General features: G+C 69.5%; 17 protein-coding genes and 1 tRNA gene. 5 read left to right on the top strand and 13 right to left on the bottom strand.

The genetic code is table 11. The annotated features are described in order from the left end of the window. The first annotated feature begins 29 nt into the window (after positions 1–29). Positions 30–1463, top strand: coding sequence for a pyruvate kinase (pyk, locus tag NLX86_RS23815; protein WP_254373802.1), 1434 nt, complete (start codon positions 30–32; stop codon positions 1461–1463). Positions 1464–1470: 7 nt separating this feature from the next. Here the strand turns inward: pyk and NLX86_RS23810 are convergent, their stop codons facing one another. Together NLX86_RS23810 and NLX86_RS23805 are read right to left on the bottom strand one after the other, a co-directional pair. Continuing rightward, positions 1471–2253: a helix-turn-helix domain containing protein gene (locus NLX86_RS23810; protein WP_254373801.1), complete on the bottom strand. Its 783-nt coding sequence runs from the start codon at positions 2251–2253 to the stop codon at positions 1471–1473. Positions 2254–2361: 108 nt separating this feature from the next. Then, positions 2362–2435: transfer RNA gene (locus NLX86_RS23805), tRNA-Leu, on the bottom strand. Positions 2436–2534: 99 nt separating this feature from the next. On the opposite strand from NLX86_RS23805, the gene NLX86_RS23800 reads away from it, so the two are divergent. Further along, positions 2535–3185, top strand: a complete 651-nt coding sequence (locus NLX86_RS23800) for an ANTAR domain-containing response regulator (protein ID WP_254373800.1) — start codon at positions 2535–2537, stop codon at positions 3183–3185. Between the two features lie 77 nt (positions 3186–3262). Here NLX86_RS23800 and NLX86_RS23795 read toward each other — a convergent pair whose 3' ends face one another. The 8 genes from NLX86_RS23795 to NLX86_RS23760 all read right to left on the bottom strand — a co-directional run bounded on the left by NLX86_RS23795 (position 3263) and on the right by NLX86_RS23760 (position 12787). Continuing rightward, positions 3263–3979, bottom strand: a complete 717-nt coding sequence (locus NLX86_RS23795) for an ABC transporter ATP-binding protein (RefSeq protein WP_254373799.1) — start codon at positions 3977–3979, stop codon at positions 3263–3265. Next, positions 3976–4860 (bottom strand): ABC transporter ATP-binding protein, encoded by an 885-nt coding sequence (locus NLX86_RS23790; protein ID WP_254373798.1) that lies wholly within the window; start codon positions 4858–4860, stop codon positions 3976–3978. Before NLX86_RS23790 ends, NLX86_RS23795 begins: the two co-directional genes overlap by 4 nt. 5 nt (positions 4861–4865) lie before the next feature. After that, complete coding sequence (locus NLX86_RS23785) at positions 4866–6587, bottom strand: branched-chain amino acid ABC transporter permease (protein WP_254373815.1); 1722 nt, start codon at positions 6585–6587, stop codon at positions 4866–4868. 5 nt (positions 6588–6592) lie between these two features. Further along, entirely contained in the window at positions 6593–7525 is a 933-nt protein-coding gene (locus NLX86_RS23780) for a branched-chain amino acid ABC transporter permease (RefSeq protein WP_254373797.1), read from the bottom strand. 100 nt (positions 7526–7625) lie between these two features. Further along, positions 7626–8858 (bottom strand): branched-chain amino acid ABC transporter substrate-binding protein, encoded by a 1233-nt coding sequence (locus NLX86_RS23775; protein WP_254373796.1) that lies wholly within the window; start codon positions 8856–8858, stop codon positions 7626–7628. 526 nt (positions 8859–9384) lie between these two features. Further along, positions 9385–9786, bottom strand: coding sequence for a hypothetical protein (locus NLX86_RS23770; RefSeq protein WP_254373795.1), 402 nt, complete (start codon positions 9784–9786; stop codon positions 9385–9387). A gap of 116 nt (positions 9787–9902) precedes the next feature. Next, entirely contained in the window at positions 9903–10379 is a 477-nt protein-coding gene (locus NLX86_RS23765) for a PaaI family thioesterase (protein WP_254373794.1), read from the bottom strand. A gap of 89 nt (positions 10380–10468) precedes the next feature. Continuing rightward, positions 10469–12787, bottom strand: a complete 2319-nt coding sequence (locus NLX86_RS23760) for an FdhF/YdeP family oxidoreductase (protein WP_254373793.1) — start codon at positions 12785–12787, stop codon at positions 10469–10471. 190 nt (positions 12788–12977) lie between these two features. Here NLX86_RS23760 and polA point away from each other — a divergent pair, with 190 nt between their 5' ends. Continuing rightward, positions 12978–15662, top strand: a complete 2685-nt coding sequence (polA, locus tag NLX86_RS23755) for a DNA polymerase I (protein WP_254373814.1) — start codon at positions 12978–12980, stop codon at positions 15660–15662. A gap of 37 nt (positions 15663–15699) precedes the next feature. Here polA and NLX86_RS23750 read toward each other — a convergent pair whose 3' ends face one another. Next, positions 15700–16566, bottom strand: a complete 867-nt coding sequence (locus NLX86_RS23750) for a DUF4184 family protein (RefSeq protein ID WP_254373792.1) — start codon at positions 16564–16566, stop codon at positions 15700–15702. 165 nt (positions 16567–16731) lie between these two features. On the opposite strand from NLX86_RS23750, the gene NLX86_RS23745 reads away from it, so the two are divergent. After that, positions 16732–16872 (top strand): SPW_0924 family protein, encoded by a 141-nt coding sequence (locus tag NLX86_RS23745; RefSeq protein ID WP_254373791.1) that lies wholly within the window; start codon positions 16732–16734, stop codon positions 16870–16872. Positions 16873–16885: 13 nt separating this feature from the next. Then, complete coding sequence (locus NLX86_RS23740; protein ID WP_254373790.1) at positions 16886–17887, top strand: DUF3068 domain-containing protein; 1002 nt, start codon at positions 16886–16888, stop codon at positions 17885–17887. Here the strand turns inward: NLX86_RS23740 and NLX86_RS23735 are convergent. After that, the gene (locus NLX86_RS23735; protein ID WP_254373789.1) at positions 17877–20813 is read right to left on the bottom strand and encodes an ATP-dependent RNA helicase; all 2937 of its coding nucleotides are present in this window, start codon (positions 20811–20813) and stop codon (positions 17877–17879) included. The genes NLX86_RS23740 and NLX86_RS23735 overlap by 11 nt on opposite strands. 19 nt (positions 20814–20832) lie before the next feature. Then, entirely contained in the window at positions 20833–21723 is an 891-nt protein-coding gene (locus NLX86_RS23730) for a class I SAM-dependent methyltransferase (RefSeq protein ID WP_254373788.1), read from the bottom strand. Positions 21724–21807 lie beyond the last annotated feature (84 nt).

The raw sequence follows: 21807 nt of genomic DNA, 5'->3' as shown, positions 1-21807 counted from the left end.
TACCGACCGGTAAGCCCTAGGCTCGAACCATGCGCCGAGCAAAGATCGTCTGTACCCTGGGCCCCGCCACCGACACATACGACCAGATCAAAGCACTGGTCGAAGCCGGAATGGACATCGCCCGCTTCAACCTCAGCCACGGCACCTACGCCGAACACGAGGAGCGCTACCACCGCGTACGCAAAGCCTCCGACGAAACCGGCCGCAGCGTCGGCGTACTCGCCGACCTTCAAGGCCCGAAGATCCGCCTCGGACGCTTCCGCGAAGGCCCCGTACTCCTTGAACGCGGCGACGACTTCACCATCACCGTCGAACCCACCGAGGGCGACCGCGAAATCTGCGGCACCACCTACGACGGCCTCGCCACCGACGTCACCGCCGGCGAACGCATCCTCGTAGACGACGGCCGCGTCGCCCTCCAAGTCACCAAGATCGACGGCCCCCGCGTCCACACCACCGTCATCGAAGGCGGCATGGTCTCCGACCACAAGGGCCTCAACCTCCCCGGCGTCGCCGTCTCCGTCCCCGCCCTCTCCGAAAAGGACGTCGAAGACCTGCGCTGGGCCCTGCGCACCGGCGCAGACGTCATCGCCCTCTCCTTCGTACGCAGCGGGCGCGACATCGAAGACGTCCACCGCATCATGGACGAAGAGGGCCGCAGGCTCCCCGTCATCGCCAAGATCGAAAAGCCGCAGGCCGTCGAGAACATCGACGACATCGTCGCCGCCTTCGACGGCATCATGGTCGCCCGCGGCGACCTCGGCGTCGAAATGCCCCTGGAGCAGGTACCGATCGTCCAGAAGCGCGCCATCAAACTCGCCAAGCGCAACGCCAAGCCGGTCATCGTCGCCACCCAGATGCTCGACTCGATGATCGACAACTCCCGCCCCACCCGCGCCGAAGCGTCCGACGTCGCCAACGCGGTCATCGACGGCACGGACGCGGTGATGCTCTCCGGCGAGACGAGTGTCGGCAAGTACCCCATCGAAACGGTCAAGACGATGGGCCGCATCGTCGAAGCGGCGGAGGAAGACGTCCTGGCCAAGGGCCTCCCCCCACTCACCGACCGCAACAAGCCCCGCACCCAGGGCGGAGCCGTCGCCCGCGCCGCCGCCGAAATGGGCGACTTCCTCGGCGCGAAGTTCCTCGTCGCCTTCACCCAGAGCGGCGACACGGTCAAACGCCTCTCCCGCTACCGCTCCCCGATCCCCCTCCTGGCCTTCACCCCGGACCCGGCCACGCGCTCCCAGCTGAACCTGACGTGGGGCGTGGAAACCTTCCTCGGCCCGCACGTCGAATCAACGGACGCGATGGTCGCCCAGGTCGACGAACAACTCCTGAAGATCGGCCGCTGCGAGAAGGGCGACATCGTGGTCATCACGGCAGGCTCCCCGCCGGGAGTCCCGGGCTCAACAAACCTGGTCCGCGTCCACCACATCGGCGAGGACGACTCCCCGAAGTAGCTCAGCCTCAGTGCTTCGGCCCGACGTGGGCGTCCATGAGCGCGACGGACGCGCGCTTGGCGACGGAGATGTTTTGAGCGGTACTGCCGTGGCGGGCCGACTTCCACTCAACGCCCACGCTGTCCAGCGCGTTCGTGAAGAGCCGGATGATGTCGACGGACGTGTTGGTGAAGAAGTACCGCGGGTACTCATAGCGCTTCCGCACCCCGCCGATCACCTTCTCGGTCCAATTGGTGATGCGGCAACCGTCGGAGTGCACCAGTCCGCGGATGAACTCCCAAGGGAAGGACTCCACGATCTGCTGCTGCCACGTCTCGAGGACGATGTGCCGCTCGTGCTTCTTGCCTGGGCCGTGCTGAGGGAAGAGGCACGGCCAGTGCCGTCCGTAGCTGGTGACCGCCACGCAGCCCTGCCTCTGGAGGACGTAGACGCGGTCTTCGGGGCGGACGGCCGCGATCGCGGCGCGGCAACTGTCGATCAGCCCGGGCCACGCATCCGCGCACGCGATGCGCAGCTGGTAGCCGCCGCGCGGCTGCGGGCTGATGCATCCGTCGCCGAGATAGAGGCCGAGGAGATAGGCGTACGCAGCGGTGTCATCCGGAACTCCGGGTGCGGGCAGGCACCTTGGGCACGGAGCGGCCTGTCCCAGCATGCGCGGCAGCGGCTCGAACCGGGTCTGCCACTCACGGATCGCGGCCCTCGATATGCCGGTCTCCTTGCTCACTGAGTTGAGGCTGCGGCCCTGGGTGACGAGGACCAGGGCATGCTTGCGTGTGCTCAGGTCGTACATGTCGCGAGACTGGCTGGATCGCTGCCGTCTCGCGGGAATTCGGCAGTATGTTCACCGCGTCGAGTGAAGATCGCCAACCATTGGCGAACCTTGGAATTGAAGGTAAAGTGCCCCGGGTGGGACTCGAACCCACACTGAATACCTTTTGAGGATATCGTCTCTGCCGATTGGACTACCGGAGCTCCTGCGAACCGAAGGCCAGTGTAGCCCCTCGGTGCCTCAAACATACAGGAGCTGGGTAGGCTCATGGGGCAGCATCTGCCCTTGCAACGAGGAGTCCCGTGACCGCCCCCGAGTCGCCCCAGCCCGCCGACGACGACCAGTCGCACGTCCCGCCGCTGACGACCCGCGTCGTCATCGCCGAGGACGAGGCTCTCATCCGTCTCGACCTCAAAGAGATGCTCGAGGAAGAGGGCTACTCCGTGGTCGGAGAGGCAGGCGACGGGCAGAAGGCCGTTGAGCTTGCCCGTGAGCACAAGCCCGACCTCGTCATCCTCGATGTGAAGATGCCGGTCCTCGACGGGATCTCCGCCGCCGAGCAGATCGCCGCCGAGTCCATCGCCCCCGTACTCATGCTGACCGCGTTCTCGCAGCGCGACCTCGTGGAGCGGGCGCGGGACGCCGGTGCCATGGCGTACCTGGTGAAGCCGTTCAGTAAGAGCGATGTGGTGCCGGCCATCGAGATGGCGGTGTCGCGCTTCACCGAGCTGAAGGCGCTGGAGCGGGAGGTCGCGGACCTCTCGCAGCGGCTGGAGACGCGGAAGCTGGTGGATCGGGCGAAGAGTGTGCTGCAGTCGGTGTACGGGTTGACGGAGCCGGCCGCGTTCCGGTGGATTCAGAAGACGTCGATGGACCGGCGGATGTCGATGCAGCAGGTGGCGGAGGCGGTCATTGAGGACGCCGAGGAGAAGAAGGCCGCCAAGGGCCAGTAGGCCCCGTAGATGCGAGAGAGGCCCGCCTCGGGTTTCCCGGGGGTGGGCCTCTTCGCGTGCGTAGGAGTACGAGCGGGTCAGTCCTCGCCGAGGTACGCCTTGCGTACGGACTCGTCGTGGAGCAGGTCCTGTCCGGAGCCGGAGAGCACGATCTTGCCGATCTCCATGACGTGGCCCTGGTCGGCGAGCGAGAGCGCGGCTTGGGCGTTCTGTTCGATGAGCAGAATTGTGGTGCCCTGGGCCTTGAGCTCGACGATCGTCGCCATGATCTTCTGCATCATGATCGGGGAGAGACCCATGGAGGGCTCGTCGAGCATGAGCAGCTTGGGCTGGGACATCAGTGCGCGTCCCATGGCGAGCATTTGCTGTTCGCCGCCGGAGAGTGTGCCTGCGGCCTGCTTGCGGCGTTCGCCCAGGATGGGGAAGAGGTCGTAGGCGCGCTGGATGTCTTTTTCGATGCCGGCTTTGTCGGTGCGGAGGAAGGCGCCGAGTTGGAGGTTTTCGGCGATCGAGAGCCGGGGGAAGATGTGGCGTCCCTCGGGGGAGTGGGCGAGGCCCAGTGCGACGATCTTGTGTGCGGGGACTCCGCTGAGGGGTTTCCCGTCGAAGGTGATGCGGCCGCTGAGGGGCTTGAGGAGTCCGGACAGGGTGCGCAGGGTGGTGGTCTTGCCTGCACCGTTGGTGCCGATGAGGGCGACGACCTGGCCGGCTTCGACGCTGAAGGAGATGCCCTTGACGGCTTCGATCTTGCCGTAGGCGACCTTGAGGTCTTCGACCTCGAGCAGTGCGGTCACTTGGCTTCGTCCCCTTCTGTGCTGGTGGTGCTGGTGGTGCTGTGCGTCTCCGCTGCTTCGACTTCGGCGACTTCTTCGTCGCCGGGTGCGCCCTCGAAGGGGGTGCCGAGGTATGCGGCGATGACGCGTTCGTCGCCTTGGACGACTTCGGCGGTGCCTTCGACGAGTTTTTCGCCTTGGACGAGGCAGGCGACGCGGTCGCACAGGTTGAAGATGAAGCGCATGTCGTGCTCGATGACGAGTACGGCGATGCCCTGGTCCCGGATGGCGAAGATGAGTTCTTCTGCGGCCCGGGTTTCCTGGGGGTTCATGCCGGCGGTGGGCTCGTCGAGGAGCAGTAGGCCGGGGTCGCTGGCGAGGGCTCGGGCGATCTCGAGCTTGCGCTGTTCTCCGTAGGGGAGGTTGCGTGCGAGGTGGTCGGCTTTGTGCTGGAGTCCGATGAATTCCAGCAGTTCCATGGCGCGTGCGTGGGAGGCGGCTTCGGCTTTCTTGAAGCCTGGGCCGCGCAGTAGGGCGGACCAGAGGCCTTCCTTGGTCCTGGTGTGGCGTCCGACGAGGACGTTTTCCAGGACGGTCATGTTGGCGAAGAGCCGGATGTTCTGGAAGGTCCGGGCGACGCCTGCCTTGGTGACGAGGTGGGGCTTGGGCGGCAGGACGGTGCCCTTGTAGCTGACTTTGCCTTCTGTGGGGATGTACAGCCCGGTGAGGCAGTTGAAGAAGGTGGTCTTGCCGGCGCCGTTGGGGCCGATGAGGCCGACGATTTCGCCTGCGCGGACGGTGAGGTCGACCGAGCGGACGGCGGTGAGGCCGCCGAAGCGCATGGTGACGCCGGTGGCTTCGAGCACGGTCTCGGTTGTGGTGTTCGTGGTGGTGGTCGTCATGTCTTTCACGCCCCCGCCTTGGCGATGCCGACGCCGGTGTCGGGCAGTCGCTCTTCCGGTACGTCGTTCTGGTCGGTCTCGTGGTATTCGAGCTGGGCGCGCCGGTTGGCGATGAGGCCTTCGGGGCGGAAGCGCATCAGGAGGATGAGCGCGATGCCGAAGCCGAGGAGCTGGTAGTCCTGGAGGAACTGCAGCTTGGCGGGGATCATGTAGAGCAGGGTGGCGCCGATGAGGGGTCCGCTGATGGTGCCCATGCCGCCGAGGATGACGGCGGCGAGGAGGAAGGCGGAGTTGGGCGGTACGGGTCCGGCGAATTGGTACATCTCGGGGACCACGGTGCTCTGGACGTGTGCTTGTACGGTGCCGGCGAGGCCGGCGAGGGTGGCGCCGAGTGCGAAGGCGATGAGCTTGACGCGGAAGCCGTTGATGCCCATGGCGGTGGCGGCGGTCTCGTCTTCGCGGATGGCGACCCATGCGCGGCCGATGCGGGAGCTGCCGGCCCGGCTGAAGACGACTACGACGAGGATCATCGCGAGCAGCATCAGCAGGTAGTAGTTGGCGTAGGAGCCGAGTTCGAACCCGAGGATGGTGTGCGGCTCGCCGAAGTCGTATCCGAAGAACACGAGGTCGGGGATGTTGGGGATGCCGTTGGGGCCGTTGGTGATCTGGGGTCCGGAGGTGCCGTCGAGGTTGTTGACGGTGATGCGGAAGATCTCACCGAAGCCGAGGGTGACGATGGCGAGGTAGTCGCCGCGCAGCCGCAGGGTGGGGGCGCCGATGACGACGCCGAAGATCAGTGAGACGACTGCGCCGGTGAGGACGGCGGCCCAGAAGGGGAAGTGCACGTCGAACGCGGAGGCGGTCGTTCCGGAGACGAGGGCGGCGGTGTAGGCGCCGACGCCGAGGAAGGCGACGTATCCGAGGTCGAGGAGGCCGGCGAGGCCGACGACGATGTTCAGGCCGAGGGCGACGGTCGCGAAGATGAGGATGTTGACCGCGATGAGCGTGAACTGGTCGGTGTTCTGGGTGAACGGGAAGGCCGCGGCTGCGACGAAGGCGGCGATGACGGTCACTTGGCGGTACTTGGCGGTGAGCGCCGAGAGCCGTGCGACGAGGCCGGCTTTGAAGAGGGCGGCGATTGCGAAGCCGGCGGTGATGAGGTAGCCGGTGAAGAGTTCGGCGTCCTCGGTGTCGATGCCGTAGGTGATGACGAACAGGCTGACCGTGAAGGCGGCGACGATGATCAGGATCTCGGCCCAGGAGGGGAGTTCCTTGGGGCGCCGGGCCTTGCGGGTGTCGTCGGGCAGGAGGAATGCCGTGGCGACGGGGATGGCGGAGGCCACGAAGGCGACGGCGCCGCCGGGTTCGAGGTGGGCGATGCCGCCGAGTTCGACGGCGATGGCGATGACCGTGAACCAGGTGGTGCCGAGGCCGCCGAGGGCGAGCAGTTTGAGCGCCTTGGTGGTGCCGGCGGGTGCGAGCCAGCCGAGGCCCTTGATGTTCAGTGAGGCGAGTGCGAACAGGACGGTGAGGAGGCCGGCGACGAGGGTGAGGATCTGGAGGCCGCCGGGGTAGCCGTAGACGGTGAGGTCGCCGGGGAACTCGGAGGTGTATGTCCAGGCGAGGAAGGTGCTGGCCGTGGTGGCGAGGCCGCCGAGAACGGTGGCCCAGCGGAGCATGGTGGCGCGGGAGGCGCTGTCCGCCGTCTTGGTGGTGTCGGTGGTCATCGTTCTCACGCCCGATCCGCGACGCGCTCGCCGAGCAGGCCCTGTGGCCTGACGAGGAGCACGACGATGAGAAGTACGAATGCCCAGACGTTGGACCAGGCGCCACCGCCGAGCTGCTGCATGCCGGGGATCTCTTCGATGTAGGCGATCGACAGGGATTCCGCGAGGCCGAGGACGACTCCGCCGACCATGGCTCCGTAGATGTTGCCGATGCCGCCGAGGACGGCTGCGGTGAAGGCCTTGAGTCCGAGGATGAAGCCCATCTCGAAGCCGATCTGGCCCTTGTCGAGTCCGTACGCGACGGCGGCGACGGCGGCGAAGGCGGCACCGATGGCGAAGGCCATGACGATGATGCGGTCCGTGTTGATGCCCATCAGCTTCGCGGTGTCCGGGTCCTGCGCGGTGGCCTGCATGGCGCGTCCGCTGCGGCTCTTGGAGACGAAGTAGCCGAGGGCGAGCATGCAGAGGGGGGCGAGGACGAGGACGAAGGCGTCGGCGCGCTGGATGTACAGGTTGTCGAAGATCTTGAAAGACTCGCCCTGGAACTCGGGGAAGCTGCGGGGCTTCTTCGCGTCGGGGTAGAACCCCCAGACGAGCTGCTGCAGGGCGATGGAAAGGCCGATCGCGGTGATCAGCGGGGCCAGGCGCGGGGCGGTGCGCAGTGGCCGGTAGGCGAAGCGTTCCGCGGCGGTGGCGACGGCGACGGAGGCTATTGCGCCGCCGATGATCATGAGCGGTATTGCCACCAGGAGTGAGGTTCCGCTGGGGAGCCAGATGTAGGTGGTGAGGGCGCCGAAGCCCCCGATCATGAAGATCTCGCCGTGGGCGAAGTTGATGAGCTGGACGATGCCGTAGACCATGGTGTACCCGATGGCGATGAGGCCATAAAGGGCACCAAGGGCAAGGCCGTTGGCCAGCTGTTGCGGCAGTTCGTTCACCGCAGGGCCTCCGATGAGCTTGTCGGATATGACTCCGCGCGAGGGCGCTGTTTGCGCCCTCGCGCGGGCTGGTTCAGTTGGTGCGGGGCAGTGCGGTGGATCAGTCCTCGAACGTGGCGCTCTTGACGTCCGTCCAGGCGCCGCTCTTGACGGCGTAGACGGTGAGCTGCTTGTTCGTGGTGTCGCCGTACTGGTCGAAGGCGACCTTGCCGGTCACGCCGTCGAAGGCGACCTTGGACATGGCCTCGACGACCTTGGTGCGGGCGTCGGCGGGAACCTTGCCGTCGTTGGCTGCGACGACGGCCTTGACGGCCTGGATGACGGCCCAGCCGGCGTCGTAGGAGTAGCCGCCGTACGCCGCGTACGGGTCCTTGTAGCCGGCGGCCTTGTAGTCCTCGATGAACTTCTTGGCCGTCGGGAGCTTCTCGACCGGGTAGCCGATGGAGGTGGAGAGGTCGCCCTCGTTGGCCACGCCGGATGCGCTGATGAAGGCCGGGTCGTAGATGCCGTCACCACCCATGGTGGGGATCTTGGCGCCGGTCTTCTTGATCTGGTCGGAGAGGAGTCCGCCCTCGGGGTACTGGCCGCCGAAGTAGACCGAGTCCGCGCCGGACGACTTGACCTTGTCGGCGGTGCTGGAGAAGTCGGTCTCCTTGACCGTGACGTGGTCGGTGCCGGCGATGGTGCCGCCGAGGCGCTTGAACTCGGCGGAGAAGATCGCGGCGAGGCCGGCGCCGTAGGTCTGCTTGTCGTCGACGACGTAGACCTTCTTCTTCTTGGCGTCGTTGTAGAGGTACTGGGCGGCGAACTTGCCCTGGACGACGTCCGTCGCGGCGGTGCGGAAGTAGGTCTTGAAGGGCCGCTTGAACTCGCCCTTGCCCCAGTTGTCGCCCTGGCTGAGCGAGGGGTTGGTGTTGGCCGGCGAGACCTGGAGGAGGCTGGCCTTGTCGAAGACGCCCTGCATCGACTGGGCGACGCCGGAGTTCAGCGGGCCCACGACGCCGAGGACGTCCTTGTTGCCGACGAGCTTGGTGGCGTTGGCCTGACCGGAGGCCGGGACGGCCTGGTCGTCGAGGGCTTCGACCTTGAACTCGACGCCGGGAACCTCGTTGTTCTTGTTCGCGGTCTTGGCCGCGAGGTCCACGGAGTTCTTGATGCCCTGGCCCAGGGCGGAGAGCGACCCGGTCAGCGGTGCGTCGACACCAATGACGACCGTGGTCTTGCCGCCGTTGTCGCTGCCGCCCTCGTTGTCGTCGCGCGAGCCGCAGGCGGAGAGGGTGAGTGCTCCCGTAGTAACCATGGTGGTGAGGATGAGCAAGGAACGGTGTCGCACGTTAAATCCTTTCCCTGGCGCGGCTCCCTCTGCTGAGGTGCCGTTCTGTCGCCGGGCCGTACTGGGGGGATACACGGCCGTGCTGAGACGCGCCCGGCGGCGCGGTGACTGGCGGTGACTCTAGGCGGAGGCGGGGGGGTGAGGGAGTCGTGAAGTCAGGATGTGACTCTCTTGTTATGCCGAGGCCAATGATGGGCCGAGGGAGTGTGGACAAAACGGGTGTTTAGGTACCTCATGGAATGCCCACATGCTGAGAATCTGCAGTTCCGCTCAGGGGCTTGGGCCGATCTTGCTACTGACCAAGTCCGGTGGCTGTACGGTTCCCGGCGATATGGGGGCTGTAGGCGGCCGTGAATGCGAAACCGGAATACGGACACGATCTTCGTCACTCAGCGTGACGGTGGCTGGATGTCGGTCCGCCGCAGAGGCGTATAGCGGCGTGAGGGTGGACCGTCGCCTCGCCACGGAGCGGAGTCGGCCGCTGTCCGCAAAGCGGATGGCCTCTGGCGAAATGCGGTGAGCGAGCTCAGCTCGGCGGGCGCCAGTTCTCCGAACTTCCGGTGGCGCCGTTCTGCGCCGTGCACTTCCGTTTCGCCTCGCGGTCGATCAACAGCAGCGCCTTGTCACGGCCTTGCCGCGTTTCCTCGGCGCGGGCTGCAGCGACGATTTCTTCATGAATGGCGTACTGCTCGTTGGACAGCCCCTTCTGTTCCCAGTCGAGCCCCGACCATTTGCTGCCCTTGAGTGTCTCTTTCGCCCAGTAGGAGATGAGACTTGTGCATATCTCTGCAGGAGAGGTGTTCTGCGGTGCGGGGGTTGGCGATCCGGAGCGATCGGGCGCGACCGGGCCGGCGCACCCCGCCGCGACCAGCGCGACGAGAAGCGTGCACGCGGCGTACCTGGCCGGAGTGTGCGGCTTGGTCCCCATGAGGGAACGCTAAGTCGTCACGATCGGTGACACAACGGTCTGGAATCGGGAAAGCCCCGTCAGAGGGGCGGCGGAGCGGTCCGGCTCCGGTGCGGGTGCCGGACCGCTGTCCGTCGTCAGGCGCCCGTCGTGCCGCCCGCGGTGGCGTCCCGCAGGAGGCAGGTGAGGCGGGCCGTGCAGACTCGCTTGTCCTGCTCGTCCGTGATCACGATTTCGTAGGTCGCGGTGGTGCGGCCGCGGTGTACGGGGGTTGCCACCCCGGTGACCAGGCCCGATCGCACGCCTCGGTGGTGCGTGCAGTTGAGGTCGACGCCTACGGCGATCTTGGAGCTGCCGCCGTGCAGCATCGAGCCGATGGACCCGAGGGTCTCGGCGAGCACCGCGGAGGCCCCGCCGTGCAGCAGCCCGTACGGCTGGGTGTTGCCCTCGACCGGCATGGTGCCGACGACCCGGTCGGGGGCCGCCTCGATGATCTGGACGCCCATGCGGTTGCCGAGGTGGCCGGCGGAGAAGAGCGCGGGCAGGTCGACGCCGAGGGCCGCGTACTCGTCGATGATCTCTTGCGGGAATTGCACGGTGGTCTGCTCGCCCATGGGGCCCGGCTCCGATCGTCTGCGGGTGTTCGATTGCTGTGCGCACCCGTCTTATCAGGGTGCCTGAGCAAACGCTTAGCCGGGGGCGGTCATTCCCCGCCGCCCGTACCCGCGCCCGTCGGCTCCAGCCGTACGACCACGGACTTGCTCGCGGGGGTGTTGCTGCTGTCCGCGGTGGCGCCCAGCGGCACCAGGACATTCGTCTCCGGGTAGTACGCGGCGGCGCAGCCGCGTGCCGTGGGGTAGTGGACAACCCGGAAGCCGGGGGCGCGCCGCTCCACGCCGTCCTTCCACTCGCTGACCAGATCGGTGTACGCGCCGTCCGCCAGGTCCAGCGCGCGGGCGTCCTCGGGGTGTACCAGGACGACGCGCCGGCCGCCCTTGATTCCGCGGTAGCGGTCGTCGAGGCCGTAGATCGTGGTGTTGTACTGGTCGTGCGAGCGCAGGGTCTGCAGCAGCAGCCGGCCTTCGGGCAGCTCCGGGTACTCCACCGGCGCGGCGGTGAAGTTGGCCTTTCCGGTGGCGGTGGGGAAGCGGCGCTCGTCGCGTGGGGCGTGCGGCAGGGTGAAGCCGCCGGGCCGGGCCGCCCGGGCGTTGAAGTCCTCGAAGCCGGGCACCACACGGGAGATCCGGTCGCGGATCGTCGCGTAGTCCTTCTCGAACTCCTCCCAGGGCGTGGCGGATTCCTCGCCGAGGACCGCTCGCGCCATACGGGCCACGATGGCCGGCTCAGAGAGGAGATGGGGACTGGCGGGGGTGAGGTTGCCGCGCGAGGCGTGCACCATGCCCATGGAGTCCTCGACTGTCACGAACTGCTTGCCACTCGCCTGGACGTCCTTGTCGGTGCGGCCCAGCGTGGGCAGGATCAGCGCCCGCCGGCCCGTCACCACGTGTGAACGGTTCAGCTTGGTCGAGACATGCACGGTCAGCGAGGCGCGGCGCATCGCCGCCTCGGTGACCTCGGTGTCGGGGGTGGCGCCGACGAAGTTGCCGCCCATCGCGAAGAAGACCTTCGCCTCGCCGTCGCGCAGCGCCTGGATGGACCGTACGACGTCGAACCCGTGGTGGCGGGGCGCGGAGATCCCGAACTCCTTGTCCAGGGCGTCCAGGAAGGCGGGCGCCGGCCGCTCGAAGATGCCCATGGTGCGGTCGCCCTGCACGTTGGAGTGGCCGCGCACCGGGCAGACTCCGGCGCCGGGGCGGCCGATGTTGCCGCGCAGCAGCAGAAAGTTGACGACTTCGCGGATGGTGGCCACCGCGTGCTTGTGCTGGGTCAGGCCCATCGCCCAGCACACGATGGTGCGCTTCGAGGCGAGGACCATACGCAGGGCCTCTTCGATCTCCGCGCGCTCCAGGCCGGTCGCGGTGAGCGTCTCGTCCCAGTCCGCGGCGCGGGCGGTGGCCGCGAACTCCTCATACCCATGAGTGTGTTCACGGATGAAGGGCTCGTCGGTGGCGCCGGAGCCCGCGCCGGAGGCGCTGTCAGACGCTTCGAGGATCAGCTTGTTCAGCAGCCGGAACAGGGCCTGGTCGCCGCCGATGCGGATCTGCAGGAAGAGGTCGTTGAGCGCGGCGCCCTTGAGCATGCCCATCGGCGTCTGCGGATTCTTGAACCGCTCCATGCCTGCCTCGGGCAGCGGATTCACCGAGATGATCTTCGCGCCGGCGGCCTTGGCCTTCTCCAGGGCGGAGAGCATCCGCGGGTGGTTGGTGCCCGGGTTCTGCCCGGCGACGATGATCAGGTCGGCCTGGTGCAGGTCCTCCAGGGACACGCTGCCCTTGCCGATGCCGATGGTCTCGTTCAGCGCGGAGCCCGACGACTCGTGGCACATGTTGGAGCAGTCCGGCAGGTTGTTCGTACCGAACTCGCGGGCGAAGAGCTGGAGCAGGAACGCGGCTTCGTTGCTGGTGCGGCCCGAGGTGTAGAAGAGGGCCGCGTCCGGGGAGCCGAGCGCCTTCAGCTCCTCCGCGATGATCGCGAACGCCCGCTCCCACGGCACCGCCTCGTACCGCTCCGCGCCCTCCGGCAGATACATCGGCTCGGTGATCCGGCCCTGCTGCCCCAGCCAGTACCCGCTGCGGGTCGCCAGGTCGGCGACCGGGTGCGCGGCGAAGAAATCGGGCGTGACCCGGCGCAGCGTCGCCTCCTCGGCGACCGCCTTCGCTCCGTTCTCACAGAACTCCGCCGTGTGCCGCTTGTCGCCTTCGGGCCAGGCGCAGCCCGGGCAGTCGAAGCCGTCTTTCTGGTTGACCTTGAGGAGGGTCTGCGCGGTACGCCGCATCCCCATCTGCTGCTGGGCGATGCGCAGGGTATGGCCGATCGCGGGCAGGCCCGCCGCGGCATGCTGCGGCGCCGCGACCTGCGGCGCGTCCTGGACCGGGTCACCTGCGGGCGGCTTGGCAGCCATGGCGCTCCTCTTTGAGCGGGATGGTTCTCGCGTACGTCTGCGATGGTGTCACGCGCTACTGACAGCGTGTGCCGGGGACGGCCGGCGGAAGGGATTGTCAGTGGTGCGGCCTAGGATCGGGGGCGTGGCAGAGACAGCATCGAAGAACGCATCGAAGAACACCGCAGACAACCGTCCCCGCCTGCTCCTCATGGACGGGCACTCCCTGGCGTACCGGGCGTTCTTCGCGCTGCCCGCGGAGAACTTCACGACCGCGGGCGGACAGCCGACCAACGCCATCTACGGCTTCGCGTCGATGCTGGCGAACACGCTGCGCGACGAGTCGCCCACGCACTTCGCGGTGGCTTTCGACGTGTCCCGCAAGACGTGGCGCTCGCAGGACTTCCCCGAGTACAAGGCGAACCGCTCCAAGACCCCGGACGAGTTCAAGGGGCAGGTCGAGCTGATCGGCGAGCTGCTGGACGCGATGAACGCCCATCGGTTCGCGGTGGACGGCTTCGAGGCGGACGACGTCATCGCCACCCTCGCCACCCAGGCCGAGGCGGCCGGCTTCGAAGTACTGATCGTCACCGGTGACCGGGACTCCTTCCAGCTGGTGAGCGAGCACACCACCGTGCTCTACCCGACCAAGGGTGTCTCCGAGCTGACCCGTTTCACCCCGGAGAAGGTCCGGGAGAAGTACGGGCTGACCCCGCAGCAGTACCCGGACTTCGCCGCGCTGCGCGGCGACCCGTCGGACAACCTGCCGGGCATCCCGGGTGTCGGCGAGAAGACCGCGGCGAAGTGGATCAACCAGTTCGGTTCGTTCGCGCAGCTGGTGGAGCGGGCCGACGAGGTCAAGGGCAAGGTCGGGCAGGCCCTGCGCGACCACCTGGAGTCGGTCAAGCTCAACCGCCACCTGACCGAGCTGGTCCGTGACGTGGAGTTGACCAAGACCGCGGCGGATCTGGAGCGCGCTCCGTACGACCGGGCCGCCGTCAAGGGCGTCCTGGAGGTACTGGAGATCCGCAACCCGAGCCTGCGCGAGCGGCTCCTCGCGGTCGACCCGGGAGCTGCCGAGGAGGAGGCGCCGGCTCCGGCCGCCGGCGTCGAGCTGGACGGCACGGCACTGGGCTCCGGCGAGCTCGCACCCTGGCTGGAGCGGCACGGCGCGCAGCCGCTCGGCGTGGCCACGGTCGACGCGTGGGCGCTGGGCACGGGCAGCGTCAGCGAGATCGCGCTGGCGAGTGCTGGGGGTACCTCCCATGCCGAAGGCAATGGGGGAGGCGCCGCGGCCTGGTTCGACACGTCCCAGCTGGACGAGGCCGACGAGCAGGCGTTCGCCGCCTGGATCGCCGACCGGGCCAAGCCGAAGGTCATGCACAACGCCAAGGGCGCGCTGCGGGTCTTCCCGGAGCACGGCTGGCGGATCGAGGGCGTCACCATGGACACCGCCCTCGCCGCCTACCTGGTCAAGCCGGGCCGCCGTTCCTTCGCCCTGGACGCCCTGTCCGTCGAGTACCTCCACCGCGAGCTGGCCCCGGCGGCCGTGGACGGGCAACTGGCCTTCGGCGGCGACGAGCAGGCCGAGGCGGACGCCCTGATGACGCAGGCCCGCGCGGTCCTCGACCTTGGCGACGCGTTCGGCGAGAAGCTGACCGAGGTCGGCGCGAACGGGCTGCTGCACGATGTGGAGCTGCCCACCTCACTGCTCCTGGCCCGTCTGGAGCGGCACGGCATCGCCGCCGACCGCGCCCATCTGGAGGCGATGGAGCAGCAGTTCGCGGGCGCGGTGCAGCAGGCGGTGAAGGAGGCGCACGCGGCGGTGGGCCACGAGTTCAACCTCGGCTCGCCCAAGCAGCTGCAGGAGGTCCTCTTCGGCGAGCTGGCCCTGCCCAAGACCAAGAAGACCAAGACCGGTTACACCACGGACGCCGACGCACTGGCCTGGCTGGCCGCGCAGACCGACCACGAGCTGCCCGTGATCATGCTGCGCCACCGTGAGCAGGCCCGGCTGCGGTCCACCGTCGAGGGCCTGATCAAGACGATCGGGGCGGACGGCCGGATCCACACCACGTTCAGCCAGACAGTGGCGGCGACCGGACGGCTCTCCTCCACCGACCCGAACCTGCAGAACGTTCCGGTCCGCACGGACGAGGGCCGGGCCATCCGGCGCGGATTCGTTGTCGGCGAAGGCTTCGAGTCGCTGATGACCGCCGACTACAGCCAGATCGAGCTGCGCGTCATGGCCCACCTCTCCGAGGACGAGGGCCTGATCGAGGCGTTCACCTCCGGCGAGGACCTGCACACCACCGTCGCCTCCCAGGTGTTCGGCGTCGAGAAGTCCGCCGTCGACGCGGAAATGCGCCGGAAGATCAAGGCCATGTCGTACGGACTGGCCTACGGGCTCTCGGCGTTCGGCCTCTCCCAGCAGCTGAACATCGAACCGGCCGAGGCGCGTGGGCTGATGGACACGTACTTCGAGCGCTTCGGCGGCGTGCGGGACTATCTCCGGCGTGTGGTCGAGGAGGCCAGGGCCACCGGGTACACCGCGACGATGCTCGGCCGCCGCCGCTATCTGCCCGACCTCAACAGCGACAACCGCCAGCGCCGCGAGGCGGCCGAGCGGATGGCGCTCAACGCCCCGATCCAGGGCACGGCGGCCGATATCGTCAAGGTCGCGATGCTGAATGTCGACCGGGCGCTGACCGAGGCGAAGCTGAAGTCCCGGATGCTGCTCCAGGTCCATGACGAAATCGTGCTGGAGATCGCCTCGGGTGAGCGCGCGGCCGTCGAGAAGATCCTGCGCCGGGAGATGGCCGCCGCCGTCGACCTGCGCGCTCCGCTCGATGTGTCGGTGGGCGTGGGCGACGACTGGGAGTCTGCCGCGCACTGACCGGAGGCGATGCGTTCCGGTGCGTTCCGGTGCGGGATCAGCGTGATCCCGTACCGGAACGGACCGACGGCAGCGGGGGAGCGGGAGGAGCCGGGGGCTTCGACCGCGACCGGTGCAGCAGGCGCACGCCCACGGCGAACAGCACCAGCCCCAGGGCGAGTCCGGCGCCCGCCCCGAAGCAGGCCGTCGGGATGATGTCGAGGGGCGTGCTGATCTGCCCGAGGTGCGCGTACCAGCGCAGGCATCGGTGCACGATCCCGGCCAGCACGCACAGCGCCACCAGCCCGCCGGCCCACCACAGCTCACGCCGGTCCAGTACGGGTACGTCGGCCGGCGCCTGTGCGTACGGCTGTCGCCGCAGCCCGGACACCATGAACCAGCCGAGGGCCACCAGCGCGAGCGCCGAGCCGCCGTACTGGAAGTACAGGTACATCGGGAAGCCCGCGACGATCTCGCCGAGCAGCGGGAAGACCTTCATGCCCCAGCGGTCCAGATGCGTGAAGCTGTCCCACACCACATGGGTGGCGGCGCCGACGACCGCCGAGACGTAGAACCAGGCGGCGAGCGCGAAGGGCGGGCGGTCGCGCCAGTCCTGCCCGCGCAGGAAGGCGTACGCACGGCCGCGCCAGCGGTACGGCACCACAGCGAGCAGCGGCTCGCGCAGCAGCAGCCACAGGCCGGCCAGCCCGGCGGTGACCAGGACGTCCACGGTGAGGATGCCGAGCAGCGAGTGCGTCACATCGCCGAACCGCATCGCGCCTGGGATCGCCGTGTCGGCGAAGTATGTCATGTCGGGTGAGAAGGAACCGGCGACGAGGGCCGAGGCGATGAGCGGGCCGCGCGCAGTGCCGTTTCTCCTGATGCCCGGCAGTACCGCCGCGGCGTGGCTGAGCGTGAACGGCAAGGTTCCCCCCTGGGACCGCTGTAGATCAACGCGGTGTGCATCAACGCGGTGTGCATCAACAACCAAGTATGCGGTTTCGCGTGCGTGCGACGTGTTCTCATCTCGTCCCCGCATTGCTACGGTGCCCCAGCCCTGACGCCGCATCAGATATCCGGGAGGCCCGGCATGCGCGCCCTCGTCGCCGCCGCCATCGGGCTGGCCGCCGCCCTCGTCCTCGTCCTCGGCGTCACGGCCATCGGCGTGCCCGAGGGAACGACCTCGCCGAAGCCGCTGCTCACCAGCGTCCCCGACGCCCCCGGAAAGTAGAGGAGGGCCGGCCATGCGCCGCAGAGCGAGCCTTGTCCTGCTTGCCTTCGCCGTGTTCTTCACCGCCATGGCACCGCTGCTGCGCTGGTACATGTTCGCCCGGGTGGTGGAGATCCCGGCGAGCCAGTACCAGGAGATGGTGCTGGAGGCGAAGCCCGCGACACTCCTCGACTACAACGACCCCACCGGGATCAAGGCCAAGCAGGTCCCCAGGGTCACCATCGTGCAGACGCTCAAGGGCAACGTCGAGGAGTCGAAGAAGATAGAGGAGAGCGCCGGGCGGGACGTCGTCGTCTGGGACTCCCTCTCCTATGTAGAGGGACCGGACGGGAAGCTGGTCTCCGAGATCCCCGAGCGGTACATCTTCGACGCCCGCACCCAGGCCCCGGTGCACGCCACCGGCGAGATGGTCGACGGCGACATGGTCAAGCGCGAGGGCATCGAGTTCAAGTGGCCCTTCCTCACGGAGAAGCGGGACTACCGGTACTTCGACGCGCAGGCGCGCATCACGGCCCCCATCCACTACAAGGGCACGCAGAACTTCCGCGGCCTGGAGGTCTACTACTTCGAGCAGACCATCCCCTGGACCAAGGTGAAGATGCCCAAGAAGATGCCGATCCAAGGCATCACGCCGGAGACGGTCGAGAAGACCGGCATGACGCGCTGGTACACCACCAAGCGCATGTTCTGGGTCGAGCCGCTCACCGGTGCGCCCGTCCGAGGCGAGGAGATCCACCGGGAGGAGCTGCGCAACGCGTCCACACTGCTGGGTATGGAGAAGGCCACCGCCTTCGCCGGCCATGTCAAGATGCGCGACGACTACCTCGACTACACGGTCGGCCTGGTGAAGTCCAACCGCATGAAGCTGATGATGACGCGCACGTATCTGCCCGTCGGCTTCCCGGCCCTCGGCGGCGGGCTCCTGGCGCTCTCCCTCTACCTGGAGGCCCGCGGACGCCGCCCCGGCGGACCCGCCCAGCCGCCGGACCCCGCCCCGCAGCCGGTCAGCGCCTGAGCCGCGCGTTTGTGTGCCGGGTCGGCTCGGCCGTCGCCGGGTCCTCCGGCCACGGGTGCTTGGGGTAGCGGCCGCGCAGCTCGGCGCGTACGGAGCGGTAGCCCTCCCGCCAGAACGACGCCAGGTCGGCCGTCACCGCGGCCGGCCGCCCGGCCGGCGACAGCAGATGCACCAGCACCGGCACGCCGGCGACCCGAGGAGTCTCGGCCAACCCGAACAGCTCCTGAAGCTTCACCGCGAGCACCGGCTGCTCGCCGCCGTACTCGACCCTGATCCGCGAGCCGCTCGGCACCTCGATCCGCTCCGGCGCCAGCTCGTCCAGGCGCGCGGCCTCCCCGGTCGCCCACGGCAGCAGCCGGCCGAGCGCCCGGCCCGCGTCGATCCGCGCCAGGCCGTCCCGGCGCCGGGCCCGGGACAGCTCCGGCTCCAGCCACTCCCCGGCACGCTCCAGCAGCGCGCCGTCGGCCACGTCCGGCCAGCCGCCGCCCAGCACCCGGTGCAGGAACGCGAGCCGCTCCCGCAGTGTCCCGGCGTCTCGCGACCACCGCAGCAGCCCGACCCCCTCGCGGCGCAGCCCGTCCAGCAGCGCGTCCCGTACGAGAGCGGGGTCGGCGTCCCGCAACGGCCGCACCGCCAGTTCCACGGCCCCGAGCCGCTCCACGCGCCGGGCGACCACATCGCCGCCGTCCCAGCGGACCTCCTCGCCGGAGGCGAGCAGATGCCCGGCGGCCGAGCGGGCAGTGGCCTCGTCGACGACGGCGGCGAGCCGGATCCGCGCCGAGGCGGCCGTGACCGGCCGGTCGGCCACCGCCACGGCCAGCCAGGAGGCACTGCGCAGCCCAGATCCCTCCCCGAGCTCGGCCCCGGTCCCGGACACCATGAGAAACGCCCCGGCGCCCCGCGTCCGGGCAACCCGCTCAGGAAACGCAAGCGCGGCAACAAGCCCTGCGGCGGCATCGTCACTGAACCCCCCACCCCCCTGCGGCCCGCCTACTGCCGCGCCCCGCGCCGCGTCTGCCGTCGCGTCCGCTGCCGGGCCTCGCGCGGCGCCCGCGTTCACTGCCGCGCTCCGCGCTGCGTCCGATACCGCGCCCCGTGCGGTGCCCGTTTGCGCGCCCCCCGCGGCGTCCGCTTGCGCGCCCCGTGCCGCGCCCGGCCGTGCGTCGCGAGCGGCGGAAGCGGTGGCCGTTCCCTCGGCCCGCTCCGCGCCCGCATCCGACCCGGCCCGTGGCCGACTCGCGCCATCCGGCTGAACGGCGCCCGTTCCCGCGTCGCGCCCGTGGCCAACGGCCCGCCCCGCCGCCCCCGGCGCCCCGGCCGCCGGGGGCTGGGCGGCGCGGTCGTCGGTCCATACGGACTGGCCGCCCGCACCCGTACCCCCACCCGCGCCCGCCTCCGGCGTCCCGCCCGCCTCCGGCGTCCCCGCCACCGAGGCGAGGCGGCGGGTTTCCGTGCGCCAGCGGGCGGCGTACGCGTCTGCGCCGCGGCGTGCCGCGCGCCAGGCCGCCGTCAGGTCGTCCCCGTACTCGCGCGGCGGCTCCTCGCTCAGCAGGGCCACCACCTCCGCCGCCCTCCGCGCGCCGATCTGCTGGGCGCCGTCCAGGAGTGCCCGGGCCAGCCGGGGGTGCAGGCCGAGCCGGGCCATCCGTACGCCCCGGTCCGTCGCCCGGCCCGCCGCGTCCACCGCGCCGATCGCCGCCAGGACGGAACGCGCCGAAGCCATCGCACCGGCCGGCGGCGGGTCGAGCAGCGCGAGACCGGACGCGTCCGGATCGCCCCAGCACGCCGCCTGCAGGGCGAACGCGGCCAGGTCCGCGATCTTGATCTCAGGGGACGGGAAGCGCGGCAGCCGTACGTCCTCGGCCTCCGCCCAGCACCGGTACACCGCCCCCGGCGCCTCCCGCCCCGCCCGGCCCGCTCGCTGGCGGGAAGCGGCCTGCGACGCCCGTACGGTCGTCAGCGCGCCCAGCCCCCGCGCATGGTCCATCCGCGGCTCGCGCGCCAGCCCCGAGTCGACGACGACCCGCACCCCCGGCACCGTCAGGCTCGACTCGGCAACCGACGTCGCCAGCACCACCCGGCGCGCGCCGGACGACCCCGCCAGCACCGCGTCCTGGACTGCCGCCGGCGCCCGCCCGTGGACCTGAAGGATCTCCGCGCCCGCGTTCCCCAGCTGCCCGGCCACCCGGGAGATCTCGCCCACCCCGGGCAGGAAGCAGAGCACGTCCCCCTCCCGCTCGGCCAGCGCCCGGCGCACCACCGACGCCACATGGGTCAGCTGAGCCGGATCCACCCGCATCCCGTGCGGCGGCCGTACCGGCCGGGCCGGCGGCGCCCACACCACCTCCACCGGATACGACACGCCCTCGGCCGCCACCACCGGAGCGTCCCCGAGCAGCCGGGCCCAGCCCGCCGCGTCCGTGGTCGCCGAGGCGGCGACGAGCCGCAGCTCCGGCCGCAGCGCGGCCCGCACGTCCAGCAGGAAGGCGGCGACCGTATCGGCGTCGAGATGCCGCTCGTGGCACTCGTCGAGCACGACCGCGTCGACACCCGCCAGCTCCTGGTCGCGCTGGAGCCGCTGCAGCAGTACGCCCGTGGTGACCACCTCCACCACCGTCCCGCGCCCCACCACGCGCTCACCGCGCACGGTGAACCCGACCCGGCCCCCGACGTCCTCACCCAGCAGCCACGCCATCCGCCGCGCCGCGGCCCGCGCCGCGATCCGCCGGGGCTCGGCGACGACCACCCTGCGTACGGGACGGTCGTCACCACCCACCAGCCCCGCCAGCACCAGCGGCACCAGCGTGGTCTTGCCCGTGCCGGGCGGCGCGCACAGCACCGCGCTGCCGTGCCCGTCGAGCGCGTCCAGCAGCGCGGGGACGGCATGGCGGACGGGCAGCCGGTCCAGAGCGTCGGTACGGATCATGCGTGTCGGTCCTCAGCCTTCAGTCCCGCTCGCAGACGAAGATCGCCGTACCCGGGATCAGGTTCCCGCGCAGTGGCGACCAGCCGCCCCACTCCTGCGTGTTCCAGGCGGGCCACTCCGGCTCGACCAGGTCCACCAGGCGGAAACCGCCCGCCACCACGTCGCGCACCCGGTCGCCCAGGGTGCGGTGGTGCTCGACGTACACCGCACGTCCCTGCCCGTCCTGCTCCACGTACGGCGTGCGGTCGAAGTAGGAGGCGGCGACGGTCAGGCCCTCGGGCCCCGGCTCGTCCGGGAACGCCCAGCGGATCGGGTGCGTGACGGAGAAGACCCAGCGCCCGCCGGGCCGCAGCACCCGCCGTACCTCGCGCATCACGTTCACCGGATCCGCGACGAAGGGCACCGCCCCGTAGGCGGAGCACGCGATGTCGAAGGACCCGTCCCGGAACGGCAGCAGGCCCGCGTCCGCCTGTACGAGCGGAATGGGCGGTACGGGCGGTACGGGCGGTACGGGCGGTACGAGGGGTGCCTCCTCCCCCTCGCCGATCCGCAGCGCGTGCTGGAGCTGTCGGTGGGAGAGGTCCAGGGCCACCGGGAGTGCGCCCTGCACGGCGAGCCAGCGCGAGCACTGGGCCGCGCCGGCGCCGATCTCAAGGATGTCGAGGCCCTTCAGGGAGCGGGCAGGGCCCAGCAGCCCGGCGTCCGCCTCGTCGAGACCCTCCGGCCCCCACACAAAGCGGTCGTCCCCCAGGAACGCGCCGTGGTCGGTCTGGTACTCATCGGCGTTGCGGTCCCACCACCCGCGGCTCGCCCGGCTGCTTTCCGCTTCTCCGGCGTCACGCCGCGTCGCCTCGGGCTCGTAAGCCGGCCCGTGAGCCGGCTCGTAAGTGGTGTCGTCCTCTTGGTTCATCGTGCCCGTCAGATTAGTCTGCGTAGGGATCGCATGAACCTGTCGCCGCCGAGCGCCGTGCGGCGCTCGTGGCCTCGCGGAACA

It is taken from the genome of Streptomyces sp. A3M-1-3 (assembly GCF_024213665.1).
GTDB lineage: Bacteria > Actinomycetota > Actinomycetes > Streptomycetales > Streptomycetaceae > Streptomyces.
The sequence above is the reverse complement of the archived record's forward strand: the minus strand, read 5'-3'. Positions and strand labels throughout refer to the sequence as shown.